The 16,867-nt window shown below is 70.7% G+C and carries 17 protein-coding genes; 11 read left to right on the forward strand and 6 right to left on the reverse strand.

Going from position 1 to position 16,867, the window contains the following annotated elements; translation table 11 throughout:
* The first annotated feature begins 82 nt into the window (after positions 1-82).
* The 4 genes from FB157_RS35975 (at position 83) to FB157_RS35990 (ending at position 3,478) form a co-directional block, all read left to right on the forward strand.
* Positions 83-1,393, forward strand: a complete 1,311-nt coding sequence (locus FB157_RS35975; RefSeq protein ID WP_186581843.1) for a DUF2637 domain-containing protein — start codon at positions 83-85, stop codon at positions 1,391-1,393.
* A gap of 199 nt (positions 1,394-1,592) precedes the next feature.
* Complete coding sequence (locus FB157_RS35980; protein ID WP_145884914.1) at positions 1,593-2,114, forward strand: SigE family RNA polymerase sigma factor; 522 nt, start codon at positions 1,593-1,595, stop codon at positions 2,112-2,114.
* Positions 2,111-2,803, forward strand: coding sequence for a hypothetical protein (locus FB157_RS35985; RefSeq protein WP_145884915.1), 693 nt, complete (start codon positions 2,111-2,113; stop codon positions 2,801-2,803). The genes FB157_RS35980 and FB157_RS35985 overlap by 4 nt, the downstream gene beginning before the upstream one ends.
* Positions 2,804-2,848: 45 nt before the next feature.
* On the forward strand, positions 2,849-3,478 hold the full coding sequence (locus FB157_RS35990) for a hypothetical protein (RefSeq protein WP_145884916.1): 630 nt from the start codon (positions 2,849-2,851) through the stop codon (positions 3,476-3,478).
* Between the two features lie 72 nt (positions 3,479-3,550).
* On the opposite strand, the gene lysS is transcribed toward FB157_RS35990, so the two are convergent.
* Entirely contained in the window at positions 3,551-5,293 is a 1,743-nt protein-coding gene (lysS, locus tag FB157_RS35995) for a lysine--tRNA ligase (RefSeq protein ID WP_145884917.1), read from the reverse strand.
* A 128-nt stretch (positions 5,294-5,421) separates the two neighbouring features.
* Here lysS and argS point away from each other — a divergent pair, with 128 nt between their 5' ends.
* Together argS and FB157_RS36005 are read left to right on the forward strand one after the other, a co-directional pair.
* Positions 5,422-7,185: an arginine--tRNA ligase gene (argS, locus tag FB157_RS36000; protein ID WP_145884918.1), complete on the forward strand. Its 1,764-nt coding sequence runs from the start codon at positions 5,422-5,424 to the stop codon at positions 7,183-7,185.
* A 156-nt stretch (positions 7,186-7,341) separates the two neighbouring features.
* Positions 7,342-7,887, forward strand: coding sequence for an Lrp/AsnC family transcriptional regulator (locus FB157_RS36005; protein ID WP_261386753.1), 546 nt, complete (start codon positions 7,342-7,344; stop codon positions 7,885-7,887).
* Positions 7,888-8,197: 310 nt separating this feature from the next.
* Here FB157_RS36005 and FB157_RS36010 read toward each other — a convergent pair whose 3' ends face one another.
* Complete coding sequence (locus tag FB157_RS36010) at positions 8,198-8,611, reverse strand: DUF4345 domain-containing protein (protein ID WP_145884920.1); 414 nt, start codon at positions 8,609-8,611, stop codon at positions 8,198-8,200.
* Between the two features lie 91 nt (positions 8,612-8,702).
* On the opposite strand from FB157_RS36010, the gene FB157_RS36015 reads away from it, so the two are divergent.
* Positions 8,703-9,332, forward strand: a complete 630-nt coding sequence (locus tag FB157_RS36015) for a TetR/AcrR family transcriptional regulator (RefSeq protein WP_145884921.1) — start codon at positions 8,703-8,705, stop codon at positions 9,330-9,332.
* A gap of 135 nt (positions 9,333-9,467) precedes the next feature.
* Here FB157_RS36015 and FB157_RS36020 read toward each other — a convergent pair whose 3' ends face one another.
* A complete protein-coding gene (locus FB157_RS36020; RefSeq protein ID WP_145884922.1) occupies positions 9,468-10,829 on the reverse strand; it encodes a helix-turn-helix transcriptional regulator in 1,362 nt (453 codons plus the stop codon).
* Positions 10,830-11,024: 195 nt separating this feature from the next.
* Between FB157_RS36020 and FB157_RS36025 the strand changes: the two genes are divergently transcribed.
* Positions 11,025-11,690, forward strand: a complete 666-nt coding sequence (locus FB157_RS36025) for a DUF4232 domain-containing protein (RefSeq protein WP_145884923.1) — start codon at positions 11,025-11,027, stop codon at positions 11,688-11,690.
* Here FB157_RS36025 and FB157_RS36030 read toward each other — a convergent pair.
* Positions 11,630-12,139: an ATP-binding protein gene (locus FB157_RS36030; RefSeq protein ID WP_261386754.1), complete on the reverse strand. Its 510-nt coding sequence runs from the start codon at positions 12,137-12,139 to the stop codon at positions 11,630-11,632. The genes FB157_RS36025 and FB157_RS36030 overlap by 61 nt on opposite strands.
* Before the next feature lie 112 nt (positions 12,140-12,251).
* Here FB157_RS36030 and FB157_RS36035 point away from each other — a divergent pair, with 112 nt between their 5' ends.
* Genes FB157_RS36035 through FB157_RS36045 form a run of 3 tightly spaced genes read left to right on the forward strand, consistent with a single transcriptional unit; the run spans position 12,252 to position 14,100 of the window.
* Entirely contained in the window at positions 12,252-13,067 is an 816-nt protein-coding gene (locus FB157_RS36035; protein ID WP_261386755.1) for a helix-turn-helix transcriptional regulator, read from the forward strand.
* Positions 13,064-13,252, forward strand: coding sequence for a DUF397 domain-containing protein (locus tag FB157_RS36040; RefSeq protein ID WP_145884925.1), 189 nt, complete (start codon positions 13,064-13,066; stop codon positions 13,250-13,252). The genes FB157_RS36035 and FB157_RS36040 overlap by 4 nt, the downstream gene beginning before the upstream one ends.
* Before the next feature lie 32 nt (positions 13,253-13,284).
* Positions 13,285-14,100: a DUF4253 domain-containing protein gene (locus FB157_RS36045; protein WP_145884926.1), complete on the forward strand. Its 816-nt coding sequence runs from the start codon at positions 13,285-13,287 to the stop codon at positions 14,098-14,100.
* Positions 14,101-14,116: 16 nt separating this feature from the next.
* On the opposite strand, the gene FB157_RS36050 is transcribed toward FB157_RS36045, so the two are convergent.
* A complete protein-coding gene (locus tag FB157_RS36050; protein WP_145884927.1) occupies positions 14,117-15,319 on the reverse strand; it encodes a PLP-dependent aminotransferase family protein in 1,203 nt (400 codons plus the stop codon).
* A 118-nt stretch (positions 15,320-15,437) separates the two neighbouring features.
* Positions 15,438-16,811 carry a helix-turn-helix transcriptional regulator gene (locus FB157_RS36055; RefSeq protein WP_145884928.1) on the reverse strand — a complete coding sequence of 458 codons (1,374 nt, stop codon included), beginning with the start codon at positions 16,809-16,811 and terminating at the stop codon, positions 15,438-15,440.
* Positions 16,812-16,867 lie beyond the last annotated feature (56 nt).

The raw sequence follows: 16,867 nt of genomic DNA on the forward strand, positions 1-16,867 counted from the left end.
GGCCTCACGTCCGTCGCACGCGTATGCCACTCTGTTGCGCGCAACAACACGCAAGGGGAGGGGAGTACGAGTGGCCGCGCCAATGCAGCTGACTCGGATGCACCGCATACTCATCGGCGTGGTCGTTTCCGGCGCGTTGATCATCGCCGGCATCGGCTTCGCCGGTTCGTACGCAGCCGTCCGTGAGCTGGCCATCAAAAAGGGCTTCGGGAACTTCTCCTACGTCTTCCCGGTCGGTATCGACGCGGGCATCTGTGTCCTGCTCGCCCTCGACCTGCTGCTGACCTGGATCCGTATCCCGTTCCCGCTGCTGCGCCAGACGGCCTGGCTCCTGACGGCTGCGACCATCGCCTTCAACGGCGCCGCCGCCTGGCCGGACCCGCTGGGTGTGGGCATGCACGCGGTGATCCCGATCCTGTTCGTGGTCGCCGTCGAGGCGGCCCGGCACGCGATCGGCCGCATCGCCGACATCACGGCCGACAAGCACATGGAGGGCGTCCGCCTCACCCGCTGGCTCCTCTCCCCGGTCCCGACCTTCCTCCTGTGGCGCCGCATGAAACTGTGGGAGCTGCGCTCCTACGACCAGGTCATCAAGCTGGAGCAGGAACGTCTCGTCTACCAGGCGAGGCTGCACGCCCGCTTCGGCCGGGCATGGCGCCGCAAGGCCCCGGTGGAGTCCCTGATGCCCCTGCGCCTGGCGCGGTACGGCGTGCCCCTGGCGGAGACGGCCCCGGCGGGCCTGGCGGCGGCGGGCATCGAGCCGGCGCTGCTGCCGCCGTCCCCTCAGCCCCAGCTGGCCCCGGCGGGTGCGCAGCCGGTGGGCTACGCGCAGCCCGCGCCCGGCGGCATGGCTGCGGGCAGCCACGCCGCCGGAGCGGCACAGGTGGGCACGGCGGTACCTCCCGGCGAGCAGCGCCCCCTGCTCCCCCACCAGCGCACCGCGGAGCCGGAGAACATCCCGGACGAAGAGAGCCCCTGGTTCCAGACCCCGCGCGAGGTCGACTACCACGGCGGCTACGACCCGGCCTACAACCCGCCCCCGGACCCCCAGTACGTTCCCGAGGAACAGTACGGGGACTGGTACGAGGAGCAGCCCCAGGAGCAGTTCCAGCAGCCCGATCCGTCGGAGGAGACCGGCAGCTTCCCCATCCCGGTGGGCCCGAACCGCACCCGCGAACTGGGCGAGGGCGGCGGCCCCCCGGAACCCGACGAGGAGGCCTTCTACCAGGTCTTCCGTCAGTCCATCGACGGCAGCTACCCCACCGCCGGCCAGTTCCGCGGCGACGTGGAGGCGACGTTCGGCATCGCCATGCCCCAGCGCGACGCCGAACGCATGGTCAACCGCTTCACCAACCGCCACACGGCGGAACTGCAGGACGACCACATCGCCTGACCCCCGAGTAACCCGGCACCGCCGCGAGGGGCACCACGGAGCTACACCCGAAGCCCGTGGTGCCCCTCACGCGTGCGTACGGCTCCTGCGCGGCACCACATCACGGACCACTCCCCCGCCCGGTCGAACTCATCGGCCGCAAGGCCCCAACCGGACGGGGGAGTTGTTCGTGATACCGGGTGAGGGGATCGGAGGGAATGTGGCCGAATGGTCGAGGCTGCTGTCCGAGCTGGCGCAGGAGCGCGGCGCGGAGCTGAACCGGTACGGCTTCCTGCTGTGCGGCGATCGCGCGGAGGCCGCCGACCTGGTTCAGGAGGCACTGGTACGGGTCTTCTCCCGGCCCCGCCGTGCGTGGGAACTGGGGGAGGCGGAGGCATACGTGCGTCGCACGATGCTCAACCGCTACCTGGACCTGCACCGGCGCCGCACCCGTTGGATCCGCGCGCTTCCACGGCTCGTGTCGTCGGAGCCGGCCGCCGACCACAGCACGGACGTCCTGCACCGGGTCGACCTCATGGACGCCCTGCGCGGGCTGTCGCCGAGACAGCGGGCCTGCGTGGTGCTCCGTTACTACGAGGACATGTCCACCGCGGGCATCGCGGCGCGGCTCGGCTGCGGTGAAGGCACGGTCAAGCGTCATCTGAGCGACGCGCTGGCACGGCTGGGCGCTCAGTTGCGGCCACCACAGCATCACGTCGCGGAGGAAAGGCTGGAGACATGAAGCCCGAGGACCTGCGCGAACAGTTGCTGGCCGCCGCGCACCGCACAACGCCGCCGGAGATCGACACCGAGCGCGTGCGGACCCGGGTGCGCCGGCGCAGGCGCGCCCGGTACACCGCCGTGGCCGGTGCGGGTCTGGCCGTGGCCGCCGCGATTGTGCTGAACACGCTGCCGTCCGACTCGACACCGGAGACCGAGACACCGATGGGCTCGCTGCACAGGCAGCCCACGGCGGCGAGCGGCACAGCTACGGGGCTCCCGCGTCACACCTGTGGCGCGAGAATCCCGGCGAGTACCGGCCGCGGAGCCGTGACCGTACGGATCTCCGACATACGCGCGGCCCCGGACGGAGCCCCGCAGGTCACCTACGCGGTGAACTCGACCGCCCCGGCGGTCCTGTCCGGCGTGCCACTGGTTCTCGTCCTGAAGGACGGCCGGATCGTGGCCGGTCAGCAGCCGTCCGGACCGGCATCCGAGAGCACCACGAACCGGGTGGCCGTCGCCCCCGGCCACCCGCACCGCGCCCGGCTCGCGCCCGTGCCGGGTCGCCCCTGCGCGGGAACCACCTGGAACTCGGTGTGGAAGGACGGCTACGAAGTGGCCGTCGTCCTCGCCGCCCGGAATGCCGCGCCCTCCGGCACCCGGGTCCCCGATTCAGTGATCGTCGCCCGGGCCCCCCTGGCCGGATGACGCTTCTCACCACTCTCGACACCGCACGTTCTCACGGAGGAACCCATGCGCCGCACCCTGCTGCCCGCCGTTCCCGTCCTGCTGTTCGCGCTCGCCGGATGCGGGGGGAACTCCGACGCGGTGAACGGTGCTCCGGCCCACCCCGATGCGACCACCACCACTTCCCCGCCGCTGAAGTTCCAGGACCGCTCCCTCCCCTGCGGTGGCACCGTCGCACCTCCGGTCCGCGTCAGCGGCCGCGACAAATCCCTGCAACTGACCGTCACTTCCCTGCGGCGCCGGGACTCCACCCTGCGGACCACCTACAAGATCACCGCCCACGACCGGAGCCAGGCGCTCAGCCTGCCGATCTCCGAGGTCCCGCCCACAGCGCTCCTGCTCAAGCACGGTGTCATCGCCGGTCGCCAGAAGCCCGTCGCCCACACTGGTCCGGTCCCCCTGTCGGCCCTCCTGTACCCCGTCGGCAAGCGCCCCTACGTCAAGACCCTGACGCTCGACAGCCTCTGCCCCGGCACCACCTGGTCCGACGTGGACAGGCACCCCGGCGAGTACCAGCTGGTCGTCGTCATGTCGGTCCAGCCGGACGGGCCTCCCTCCGACAAGCAGCCCGCAGACGGTGTCCACAAGTTGCCCCTGCTCGAAGCCACCCGCGGCATCTCCACGAAGAGCCGGTGAACGGAAGAGCCGGTGAACGCGAAGGAGGGGGCGCCCGGTGTCACCGGGCGCCCCCTCCTCCTATGACGCGGTCTACTCCCCGAGCAGGCGCCGCACCCGCTCCTGCCCCACTGCCAGCAGCAGCGTGGGCAGACGGGGGCCGGTGTCACGTCCGACCAGCAGGTGGTACAGCAGCGCGAAGAACGACCGCTGGGCCGTCTTGATCTCCGCCGGCAGCTCCTTGGCCGTGGCGTCGGCCGAGAACCCGGCCTGCACCTTGGGCACGCCGTACACCAGGTGGGTCAGCCCGTCGAGCGACCAGTGCTCGGCGAGGCCGTCGAGCAGCAGCCGCAGCGACTGCTGGGACGCCTCGTCGAGGGACTTCAGCAGCTCGGCGTCCGGCTCGTCCCGGACGATCGTGCGCTGGTCGGCGGGGACCTGCGTGTTGATCCACGCCTCGGCCTTGTCGTACCGCGGCCGCGCCTCGTCCAGCGAGGACAGCGGCTGCTCCGGGTCCAGCTCGGACAGGATCCGCAGCGCCTGGTCCTCGTGCCCGGCGGTGATGTCGGCGACGGAGGCCAGCGTGCGGTACGGCAGTGCACGCGGCGTCTTCACCAGCTCACCGGCGGCCGTACCCACGGCCCGCGTGTACGCGGCGACGTCGGCCGGCAGCGCGGACTCGTCCGCGACCTTGCCCGCCAGCTTGTCCCACTCGTCGTAGAGCCGCTGGATCTCCTGGTCGAAGGCGATCTTGAAGGACTGGTTGGGCCGGCGGCGGGCGTACAGCCAGCGCAGGATCTGCGGCTCCATGATCTTCAGAGCGTCCGCGGGAGTGGGTACGCCACCCCGCGAGGACGACATCTTCGCCATGCCGGAGATGCCGACGAACGCGTACATCGGACCGATGGGCTGCTTGCCGCCGAAGATCCCGACGATCTGGCCGCCCACCTGGAACGAGGACCCCGGGGACGAGTGGTCGACACCGCTCGGCTCGAAGACGACGCCCTCGAAGGCCCATCGCATCGGCCAGTCGACCTTCCAGACCAGCTTGCCGCGGTTGAACTCGCTCAGCCGGACGGTCTCGGAGAACCCGCAGGACGTGCAGGTGTACGCCAGCTCGGTGGTGTCGTCGTCGTACGAGGTGACGGTCGTCAGGTCCTTCTCGCAGTTGCCGCAGTACGGCTTGTACGGGAAGTACCCGGCGGAGCCGGAGCTGCCGTCGTCCTCGGACGCCGCGCCCGAGCCCTCCTCGGCCTCCAGCTCGGCCTCGTCCACGGCCTTCTGCTGCTGCTTCTTGCCGGCCTTCGGCTTGGTCCGGTACTGGGCGAGGATCGCGTCGATGTCGCCGCGGTGCTTCATGGCGTGCAGGATCTGCTCGCGGTAGACACCGGAGGTGTACTGCGCGGTCTGGCTGATCCCGTCGAACTCGACGCCCAGCTCGGCGAGCGACTCGACCATCGCGGCCTTGAAGTGCTCGGCCCAGTTCGGGTGGGCGGAGCCCTTCGGCGCCGGGACGGAGGTCAGCGGCTTGCCGATGTGCTCGGCCCACGACTCGTCGACCCCGGGGACGCCCGCCGGCACCTTCCGGTACCGGTCGTAGTCGTCCCAGGAGATCAGGTGGCGGACCTGGTGCCCACGGCGGCGGACCTCGTCGGCGACCAGATGCGGGGTCATGACCTCGCGCAGGTTGCCCAGGTGGATCGGCCCGGAAGGAGAGAGACCGGACGCGACGACCACAGGTTTGCCCGGGGCCCGACGCTCCGACTCCTCGATGACCTCATCCGCGAAACGGGAGACCCAGTCGGTGGTCTCGGTGCTCTGAGCCACGATCGGCACGTCCTTCTTTCTGAACGGGGTGACGCTCCATTCTCACAGACGGACTTGCGTCGACGAAAACCGCTTTACCTCCCATGGGATACTGGCCGGGTCTATCCATCCCCACGAGGAGAACGGCACCCATTCCTATGGCCTCGGTCACGTCCCTCAGCGATTCCGTCCAGCAGCGCCTCGCGTCCGCCCTCTCGGCTTCCCTGCCGGAGGCCGCCGGCGCGGACCCGCTGCTGCGACGTAGCGACCGGGCCGACTTCCAGGCCAACGGGATCCTGGCGCTCGCCAAGAAGGCGAAGGCGAACCCTCGGGAGCTGGCCACGCAGGTCGTCTCCCAGGTCGTCGCCGGTGACGTGATCAAGGAGATCGAGGTCTCCGGCCCCGGCTTCCTGAACATCACGATCACGGACCGGGCGATCACCGAGAACCTGGCCGCGCGGTACGCGGACGAGACGGGCCGCCTCGGCGTGCCGCTCGCCGCGGAGCCGGGCACGACGGTGATCGACTACGCGCAGCCGAACGTGGCCAAGGAGATGCACGTCGGCCACCTGCGCTCGGCGGTCATCGGCGACTCGGTCGTCCAGCTCCTGGAGTTCACCGGCGAGAACGTGGTCCGGCGGCACCACATCGGTGACTGGGGCACCCAGTTCGGCATGCTCATCCAGTACCTGGACGAGCACCCGCACGAGCTGGACCACAAGAGCGCCCAGGTGACCGGCGAGGAGGCGATGTCGAACCTCGACCGCCTCTACAAGGCCGCGCGGAAGAAGTTCGACGCCGACGAGGAGTTCAAGACCCGCGCCCGGCGCCGGGTGGTGGACCTCCAGGCGGGCGACCCGAAGACCCTCGCCATGTGGCAGAAGTTCGTGGACGAGTCGAAGATCTACTTCTTCTCCGTCTTCGAGAAGCTGGACATGGAGATCCAGGACCCCGACATCGTCGGCGAGTCCGGCTACAACGACATGCTGGCCGAGACCTGCCGCCTGCTCGAGGAGTCCGGCGTGGCGGTCCGCTCCGAGGGCGCCCTCTGCGTCTTCTTCGACGACATCAAGGGCCCGGACGGCAACCTGGTCCCGCTGATCGTCCAGAAGTCCGACGGCGGCTACGGCTACGCGGCCACCGACCTCTCGGCGATCCGCGACCGCGTCTACAACCTCAAGGCGAACACCCTCCTGTACGTGGTGGACGCCCGCCAGGCCCTGCACTTCCGGATGGTCTTCGAGACCGCCCGCCGGGCCGGCTGGCTCAACGACGACGTCACGGCGTTCCAGCTGGCCTTCGGTACGGTCCTCGGCAAGGACGGCAAGCCGTTCAAGACGCGTGAGGGCGAGACGGTCCGGCTGGTCGACCTCCTCGACGAGGCGATCGACCGCGCCTCGGCCGTGGTCCGGGAGAAGGCCCAGGACCTGTCCGAGGAGGAGATCGCCGAGCGGGGCGCCCAGGTGGGCATCGGCGCGGTGAAGTACGCGGACCTGTCGACCTCGGCGAACCGGGACTACAAGTTCGACCTGGACCAGATGGTCTCGCTGAACGGCGACACGTCCGTCTACCTCCAGTACGCGTACGCCCGTATCCGGTCCATCCTCCGCAAGGCCGGCGAGGTCCGCCCCGCGGCTCACCCGGAGCTGGCCCTGGTCGACGCCGAGCGCGCCCTCGGCCTGCACGCCGACTCCTTCGCGGAGACGGTGGCCGAGGCCGCGAAGGAGTACGCCCCGCACAAGCTGGCCGCGTACCTGTACCAGCTGGCGTCCCTGTACACGACCTTCTACGACAAGTGCCCGGTCCTGAAGGCCGAGACGCCGGAGCAGGTGGAGAACCGCCTCTTCCTGTGCGACGTCACGGCCCGCACCCTGCACCAGGGCATGGCGCTGCTGGGGATCAGGACGCCTGAGAAGCTCTGACGGATTGGTGATCAGGGCTGGGGCGGAGATCCCGCGAGACGGACTCCGGGATCTCTTGCCTCGCCCTGAGATCGAGCGGGGCTCTGCATCATCTGGGACCGGCGGGATCCAGATGCTTCGCACGTCTTCCGGCTCACCTCCGAGTGGCGTCACCAGGTGCTGACCGCGCCCGAACGCGCGGCGCTGTGCCCGGCCGAGCCGGTCCCTGGGGCGACCGCTTCCGGTTCCCCGGGCCCTTACGGCGTCGACACCGATGCCTTGGAACAGTCCCTCGTCGACGCCCTCACCCCCGACGCGCGTCTAACCTCGGCGGCCCTGGCCGCGCGCACCGGCCACCCGGAGAGCACGGTGCGCCGCCGCCTCGCCCGACTGGCCGCCCAGGGCCGTCTGATCACCCAGGTCCTGGTCGATCCGCACCGCCTCGGGCTGCCCATCGAGGCCAAACTCCTGCTGCACGTGCCCCCCGACCATCTGGCCGCCGCCGGGCAGGCACTGGCCGACCACCCCTCGGTGCACGGCGCGTTCGCCACGTCGGGGCCCTCGAACCTGCACGCGGCCGCGTACTTCCCGGACCTGACGGCCCTCTACGGCTTCCTCTCCCGGGACCTGGTCGGCCTGGGCATCACCCACGTCGAGACGGCCATCGTCAGCCGCGCCGTCAAGCGCACTCCCGCGCCGGTCCAGCCGGTCCCGTCGAGGTGAGGCGCCCTCGTGGGCGGGCAGGTCCGCGGCGGTGACGTCCTCCAAGAAGACGCTGGGGTCTTGGTCCGGCACGGCGACCCGCCCTCGCCCGTCCCGGCCCTTTTCGCCGGAATGCCGCTGGGCGGCCTGACCCGACGGCCGAACACCGTGATCACGTCCCACGGGACGCCCGATGACTCTTTCCCGGTCGCCGAGCAGGACGGCCCATGCCCCAGAGGCCCTCGAACTCCGCTGTCGACGATCACGTGATTCCATACCCCCAGGGTCGGCTTCCCCGCCCAAGCGTTCGATCGGACGAGCTCGCGCGCATTCACCGCCCGGCGGACATGGCCTCCACGTCGCTGCGCAGGGTCCGCTCCTCTGCGTCGGCCAGCCGGAAGAAGACCGGCGGGAGGCCGAGCTCGATCACCGCCAACACGATCTGGAACCACTGCGGCCAGCCGTGCACGGCGAGCGAGAGCAGCCGGCCCACACCGCCCAGCAGGAAAACGCCGGCCAGCCACTGCACCGCCCGAGCCGGGATCGGACGCTGCCGCGCGGCCCAGAGCCAGGCCAGTCCGTAGCCGACGAAGCTGGCCCCCATGAATCGGCCCCAGCTGTCGACGGTCGTGCCGGCGGAACCGGCCCCGGGAATCGCCGCGTTGCCGAGCGCCACGTGGAACAGGCCGATCGCCACACAGGACCAGCCCATCAGCTGTGTGAGTATGCGCAGAACCCTGGCCACCCTTGCCTCCAAGCCGTCTTGGCGGAGCTTAGTTGACACACGTCTACTACAATGGAGGCGCTAGTAGATGCATGTCAACTAGACTTCATTCGTGCCTCCCCGCCAGCGGCTCACCCCCGCCGACCGCCGCGCCCAGCTCCTCGCCGTCGGCGCACGGCTCTTCGCCGCACACGCGTACGCCGACGTGCTGATGGAGGAGGTCGCCGAAGAGGCCGGTGTCTCCCGGGCCTTGCTCTACCGTCACTTCCCCAGCAAGCAGGCCCTCTTCGCAGCCGTCTACCAGCAGGCGGCCGACCAGCTGCTCGCCGAGACGCGGCTCGATCCCGCCGACTCCCTGGTGGAACAACTCATCCAGGGTATGGATGTCCATCTCGACTACTTCGTGGCGAACCGCAACGCCGTCCTCGCGGCGAACCGGGTCCTGGCCGGCGATCCGGTGATCCAGACGATCATGACGAACGAGCTGGACGTGCTCCGCGCGCGGCTGCTGGGCGTACTCCCACTCGCGGACGAGAGTGCACGCGAGGCCGTGTCCGGCGTCCTGAAGAGCTGGCTGGTCTTCGTCCAGGTCCTCTGCGTCGACTGGCTCACCCACGAGATCTGTACCCGCACCCAGTTGCGCGACGTCTGCATCGGCGCGGTTCTCGGCGCCCTCCGGCCGCTGCTCGCCGAGGATCCCGCCCCCGACTGGCCGCGGCAAGGGCCCGGCCCGGGTGCCTAGGGACGCTCCCGCCGCTCCCGTGGTCGCCCGCATGCTCGGCCACCACGACGAGACCACCGCCCAGCTCGACGCCGAGTCCGGAGGAACCTGTCACCACACTCGTCCGGAACGGCCCCGGGCGGCTCCCGGCTGCTTCTAGTCCGCGTTCGACGCGGTGTACGGCAGCCACTGGCCGACGCCGACGGCGTTGTACCAGTAGGCCTTGTCGCCGCGCATGCCCACCGTGCGGAACGGTTTTCCGTGGTCGTCGATCCGGGCCGTGCCCTGCTGGTCTCCGCTGCTCCAGCTCAGTTGGAGGTACCAGCCGACGTCGTGGCTGTCCGTGCTCGCGTCGATGTTGAGCACTTCCGGGTCGTCGACGGACACCTTGTACGGGAAGTTCGTCGCCCGCGTCGTGATGTTTCCCTCGTGACCGGGCACCGGCTTGGCGTTCGGGGACGGTGTGTCGAGGTCGAGGGCGAACGAGGCGGGTGCCAGGTCACCGCCGCACCCGCTGCCCATCATGTAGGCATTGCCCTTCGGCGCCGTGCGGTTGCTGGTGGTCACGACACGGAGCGCGTGCAGCACGACGGGCCGGCTGCTGCTGCCCTGCACGGTGACCTGGAGCCGCAGGTGCCCGGCCGGTGCGGCGCCCTGGGAGGCCGCCCAGCCGTCGGTGGCCTGACCGGCCGGCGGCGGAGCCACGCGGTCCGGCGGGCGCTGGAGGAGAAACCACTGGTCGCAGGGGCTGTCCCAGTTGTTCGTCAGGACGTTCACGTGGAACGGCGGTGCGGTGTCGCCGGCCGTGCCGCCGCTCTCCGAAGGCTTGCCGGCTTCCGTCGGCGTCCCGGGCCGGCGACTGGCATGGGCTGATGAGGACGGCGATGTGGTGGACGCCGGGGCGAACGTCCCGGCCGTTGCACGGTCGGACGCGGTCGCCGCGTCACGTGCGGCACCGGACTGCCCGGCCGCACGCGGTGCGGTCCTCTCCCCGCTGTCGGAGGCCGATCCGAACTGCGTGGCCGCAGCGGCCACGGCAGCCGTGACGGCGACTGCGCTCACGACGGCAGCGGCCACGACGGCGGACCGCCGCCTGCGGGGCCGTACGGCCGGGGCTGCGGTCGATGGCGGTTCGGCCGACGCCTCCGATGTGGCCGGTACGTCGGCGACTACGGCGACATGGGGGGCACCGGCCGGTTCGACCTCGGCGGAGTCCTCGGCGTGATCAGCGACCACCTCGACCTCGTGAGTGCCGGTCGTCTCGGTCGCCCGGCGGCGAGCGGCGTCCGCCAGGATCCAGCGGCGGTGCAGCTCCACCAACTCGTCCCGAGTGGCCCCGCACACGCGGGCGAGCCGCTCCAGTGGGGCGTAGTCGTTCGGCACCGTCGTGCCGTTGCAGTAGCGGTGCACCGTGGACGTGCTGATGTGGAGTCGCTTGCCGAGCGCGCCGTAGCTGCGGCCGGAACGCTCCTTCAGCGCGAGCAGCAGCTTCGCCAGTTCCTGTGACTCGTCCGCCATCGCCTCTCCCCCACCGTCCCAGAACGGCGTTCCAGGCCCCGACGTATCCCCAGTTCAGACGGCCTGGAACCGTTTCAGGGTTCCCAACTACCCATGGAATCTAGCGGGTGAGACGGATCGCACCGCACGGTTCAGGTCATCGGCCGGTTCACCCGATCCGGCCCCGACCGAACCAACCAACGGGAGAAGCACCACATGTCCGTCCAGCGCTTCCTGGTCTCCACGGCCACCCTGGCCCTCGGCTCCTTCGCCCTCGTCGCCTGCGACCCCGGCTCCGCCACGGGTTCCGCTCCCACCGGCACGGCCGCCACCGCATCGGCTCCGGCGCACGCCACCGCCTCGCCCACCGTCGACGCGTCCCTCGCCTCCACCGGAACAGCAGCGAAGGGCAACGGCTCGGCCAAGGCCACGCCCACGGCCGCCCGGCAGACCGGCACGCACAGCTCGGGCACGGCGTCCGGCGGCGGCACCCGAGCCGGGATGTGCCGGGCCGGCCAGCTGACGGTCACCGCCGCCCCGGTCTCACAGCCCTTGAACCACCTGCTGATCACCGCCAAGAACACCAGCGGCGCCCGCTGCGATCTCGGCATCATCGGCCTCGTCACCTTCGACGGCCGCGTCCGGGCAACCACCCCCGGCGGTATCGGCGGCGGTCCCAACATCCTGCGTCCCGGACAGTCGAACTACGAGGGCGTCGCACTCGACCAGCAGGACGCCCCGGGGCAGGGCAGCGACACCTCGTACCTGACCGTGAAGCTGGACAGCGGCGACACCCTCCGTATCCCGGTGAAGGCACACGTTCACGCCCCGCGGATCTCGGTCTGGGAGCCCTCCGCGGCCGACGCGCTCTCCGCCGCGTAAGGACACGACCCCGTCCGGGTGCCGACCGTGACACGGTCGGCACCCACGGCGTCCCGGTACCACTCGCACCACACCAGCTTCCCGGGGCTGCGTTGCGCCACGCCCCACTTGTCACTGAGTGCGGCGACGAGCAGCAGCCCACGCCCGCCCTCGTCCGGGTCGTCGGCGATCCTCGGCACACCGGGTCCGCTGTCATGCACTTCGGCCCGCACGACCAGCCCGTCGTACCGCAGCCGCAACAGGAACCCCCGCCCCGGCGGCGCCCCGTGCAGCAGCGCATTCGTGGCCAACTCGCTCACGCAGAGCGACAGATCGGCGGAGCGGTCCCATTCGGCCAGCCCCCAGTACCTCAACGACCACTCGGCGAACCGCCTGGCCGCGGGCACGGACCGGCGGGCGCGGCCGTAGAACTGGTCGCGGTGGTAGAGGAGTTCGGGTTGTGTATTCACGGGGCGACTGTCGCGCAGAGTCACTAGGCTGGATCAGTGAGTGAGCCCGTACAAAGCGTTTGTACGGGATTGTGCGGGGGTCGGGCACGGGCAGGCGTGGGAGTTCAGCAGCATGACGACTTCTCGGAAGAACCAGTCGGCCATGCGGATGCTCGGCCGCCAGCTCGCCACGGCGCGCAGGGCGGCAGGTCTGAGCCAGTCGGGCCTGAGTGCCGCGCTGAACATCAACGAGGAGACGATCGCCTCGATCGAACAGGGCCGACGGTCGCTGAAGCAGGACATCGCCGAGATCTTCGACGAATTCCTGGGCACCAAGGGGACGCTGACGGCGGGAGTGGCCAACCTTCCGGAGGTGGATCAATTTCCGATGTGGGCCGAGGAGTACATGGATCAGGAGCGGGTGGCGATTGCATTGTCCTGGTACGACAACGCGGTCATCCCCGGTCTGCTCCAGAACGACGCGTACGCGCGTGCAGTCCTGCAGAACCGTGTTCCGGCCTACGCCGAGGAGCAGTTGGAGAACTCACTGAGGCTGCGCCTCGACCGCCAGGAGATCCTGCACCGAAAGAACCCGCCGACGTTGAGCTTCGTGGTCTGGGAGCCCGCGCTGCTCCTGCAGCTGGGATCGGCCGGGGTGTGCAGGCAACAGCTCCGGTTCCTGCGCGAGATGGCCGAACTGCCCTGCGTCTCGCTCCAGGTCCTGCCATTGAGCAGTCCCTGCCACGCAGGGGTCGACGGCCCGTTCACGCTTCTGGAAACCCCTGACCACCAACATGTCGCGTACACCGAGTCGCAACGCGGCAGCCAGTGGGTCTCTGACGCAGATGAGGTGTCCATCCTTTCGCGTAAGTATGCGATGCTGCGGACACAGGCCCTGACCACGCAGGATTCGATGGGCCTGCTCGACCGCCTGGTAGGAGAACAATGAGCGCCGAAGCACTTCAGTGGTTCAAGTCGAGCTACAGCGGTAGCGAGGGCGGCCAGTGCCTCGAAGTAGCCGCCTCCTCCCACACCGTCCACATCCGCGACTCGAAGCAGAACCCCTCCGACGCCCCAACCCTCCGGATCGCACCGGCCACTTGGGCTTCCTTCACGGAGTTCGCCTCGCGCTAGCGTTGTCAGTGCCGCCCCTTACAGTCACTGACATGGCGACTCTTCCCAACCCGCTGCCCAAGTTGACGACGGACCCGAGTGGTCGGTCCCTCGGGCTCCAGCTGCCGCCCGGCAGACTGATCGACGCGACGGACGAAGGCCCCTGGCACGAGCCGCTGTTGTGGCATGCGGAGAAGGCGGCCGCGCCCGGTACCTGGAAGGCGCTCGGCGCACCGTCCGCGCGTGCCGGGCTGCTTCCCGTGCTGGTGGATGTGCACGACCAGCAGGGCGGGCCGGTGAACTGGGGGCTGGCACCGGACGAGGTGTCGTACCCGGGCGATCACGACGCCGAGGACGTCCTCGTGGAGTACTGGGAGGACTGCGCGGAGGATGAACTGACGGAAGAGGCCGAGCCGTTCGGGACCGAGTGGCCGGGTCTCGCGCCCGCCCTCTCCCCCACCGCCGACCCGGACACCCGGGCCGCGCAGGTCGCGGACTCGTTGGCGGACGGCACCCGGGCCTGGCTGAAGGACCCGCACCTTGCCCTCGTTCCGGCGCGGCGGTCCGCGGACATCCCGGCGGCGATCGGCTGGTCGGGGCCGCTGAACTACGAGGACGACGTGGCCCGGCTGTGCAGCGTGCTGCGCTCCTGGGAGGACCGCTTCGGTATACGGGTGGTGGCGCTGACCTTCGACACGCTGACCGTGTCCGTCGCCGCGCCGCCGGCCACCCTGGCCGAGGCCGAGGCGGTGGCGGCGGAGCACTTCGCGTTCTGCCCGGACAACATCACGCAGAACGGCCCGGACACCCTGCGTGCGTACGCCAAGGGGCTGATCGGCGAGCCGGCCTGGTCCTTCTGGTGGGACTGACGCCCGTCGGCGACGCTCAGCCCCGCAGCCCTCTGCCCAGTCGCCGCAGGCCCTCCGCGATCTCCTGCGGTGTCTGGGTGACGAAGCACAGGCGGAGGGTGGAGGGGTCGGGGGCGCCGGCGTAGAAGGGGGCGCCGGGGACGTAGGCGACGTCCTGCTTCACCACGGCGGGGAGCAGGGCCGTGGTGTCGTACGACTCCGGGAGGCGGACCCACAGGAACATGCCGCCCTCGGGCCGGCTCCAGGTGGAACCCTCGGGGAGGACGTGGGGGAGGCCGGCCAGCATGGCGTCCCGGCGTTCGCCGTAGACGGCGCGGACACGGGCCACGTGGGCGTCCAGGACGTGCAGATAGCGGGCCGCGGCGAGCTGGTTGACGGTTGCCGTGTGCACGTCCGCTGCCTGCTTGGCGACCGTGCACGCGCGCCGGAGCTCCGCGGGCGCGCGGAGCCAGCCGAGGCGGAGACCGGGGGCCATGACCTTGGAGAAGGAGCCGAGCAGGACGACACGGTCCTCTGCGCCCGGGCAGGCGGCGATCCAGGGCGGGCGGGTGCCGTCGTAGCGGAGTTCGCCGTAGGGGTCGTCCTCGATGATCCACAGACCCTGGCGGGCGGCCACGGCGGCGACGGCCTCGCGGCGCGGGGTCGGCATCGTACGGCCGGTGGGGTTCTGGAAGGTGGGGACGAGGTAGAGCAGCTTCGGGCGCTCGCGCCGCACCGCCTCCCCCAGGGCCGCCGGGTCGACGCCGTCCTCGTCCCCGGGCACGGCCACCACCCGCGCCCCCGCCAGCCCGAAGACCTGAAGTGCCGCCAGATAGCAGGGGCTTTCGACCAGCACCGTGTCGCCGGGCTCGATCAGCGCCGTCGCCAGCAGGGACAGGGCCTGCTGGGAGCCGGTGGTGATGAGCAGGTCGTCGGGGGCGGTGGGCAGGCCGAACGCGGTGATGCGCTCCGCCAGGCCGGACCGGAGGAGCGGCTCGCCCTCCGTGGTGGCGTACTGGAGCGCCTGAGCGGGGATCTCCGCCAGCACGTCCCGGAACGCGGCCGCTATGCCTTCGTGGTCGAACATTTCGGGGGCCGGAAGACCTCCCGCGAAGTTGATCACCTCGGGGCGTGCGGTGACCGCCAGGATGTCCCGGACGGGCGAGCCGCCCACGCTGCGGGCACGGGCCGCGAGCGGCGGAACGGCGGCGCGGGGCGGTGCGGGTTCGGCGACGGACATGGTCGGCTCTCCTTCGGCTCCGGGAACTGCCTCTCCGCGCGCAGCCTAGGGACTACATGCCCTCTACACCCGTAATTCCGCGATCCGGACACCCGGAGAACCGCCGAGGTTCTCCGCCTCACTCCGGGATCGTGGTGCCCTCCTTGACCCATCCCGAGCCGCCCAGCGGGAACTCGTAGGCGGGACGGCCGTTGTTGCCGCTCGTGCGGAACAGCCGGCCGTGGTTGTCGACCTGCAGCACGCCGTGGCGGGAGCCACTGGACCAGGCCAGCGACAGGGACCAGCTCACGTCGTACGCCGAGGCCTCGGCCGTTACGTGGAACACCTCGGGGTCCGACTCGCTGACCTTGAACGGGAAGTCCTGCTGCCCTGACTCGGGTTGGACGGCGGGACGCACGGAGTCGAGCGCGACGGTGAAGGAGCGGGTCGGGACCTTCCCGCCGCAGCCGACACCGGGGTAGGCCATGGCGTAGTCGTTCCAGGCGAGCGGTGTGCGCTTGGTGATCGTATGGACCGTCAGGCTCTCCACGACCACGGTCTGCTTGCCGGTGCCCTGCACGGTGAGCGTGACCTCCTGCTTCCCCGACGAGACGGCACCGTGCGCGGCCACCCAGGCAGTCGCGGCGTCCTCGGTCGGCGGCGGGGCCACCTCGGCCGGAGGGCGGTTGATCAAGTAGCGCCCGTCGCACGGGCTGTCCCAGGTGTACGCGCTGGTCGCCACCGTCAGCGGAGCGGCGTCGGAGGCGCCGCCGGCGGACTCGGCCCTGCCCTTGTCGTCCGACTTCGGTTCGGCCTCGGCCGGCTCCGAGGGTGAACCCGAAGGTGACGCGGAGACGGAGGCGGAGGCGGACGGCGAGGTGCGGGTGCGCGGTGCCTTAGAGGTGTGTCCGCCCGCCGTCGCGTGACCCGGCGTCGAGGCCGCCGCGAGGGGACGGCCGTCCCCGGCGTCCGAGCCGCCGGGGGTCAGGTTCACGGCCAGCGCGACGGCACCGATCACAGCGGCGACGGCGATCCCGGCGGCGACGACGGTACGGGTACGACGACGCACGGTGGGCGTCGGCGCGTCCGGTGCCTCGACAACCGGCTCGGCCAGCCGCTCCGGCCCGGTCGGCGGCTCCGGCTCAGCCGGCGGCTCCGGCTCGACCGGCGACTCCGGCTCGGGCTCAGGCGTGTTCTCCGCCGGCACGGGCGCGGGAGTGGTCTCCGCCGGCCCCGGGCCGGTCGCCTCCGCCTTGCCCCGGCCCCGCATCGCGTCCGCCACCACCCACCGCCGGTGCAGCTCGACCAGTTCGTCCGGCGAGGCCTTGCAGAGGCGGGCCAGGCGTTCCACCGGGGCGTAGTCGGTCGGTACGGCGTCCCCGTTGCAGTACCGGTGCAGCGTCGACGTACTCATGTGGAGCCGTTTGGCCAGGACGCCGTAGCTGAGCCCCGACCGGTCCTTCAACTCCCTTAACAGCTCGGCGAAAGCGGCGCCAGCAGTGCTGTCCGGCACTGTTCCTCCATCTCCCCGTGTCCCGTCCCCGCGTTCCAGGGAGGGGACATCTCCCC

Origin of the sequence: Streptomyces sp. BK340, from assembly GCF_007827595.1 — a bacterium.
Lineage (GTDB): Bacteria > Actinomycetota > Actinomycetes > Streptomycetales > Streptomycetaceae > Streptomyces.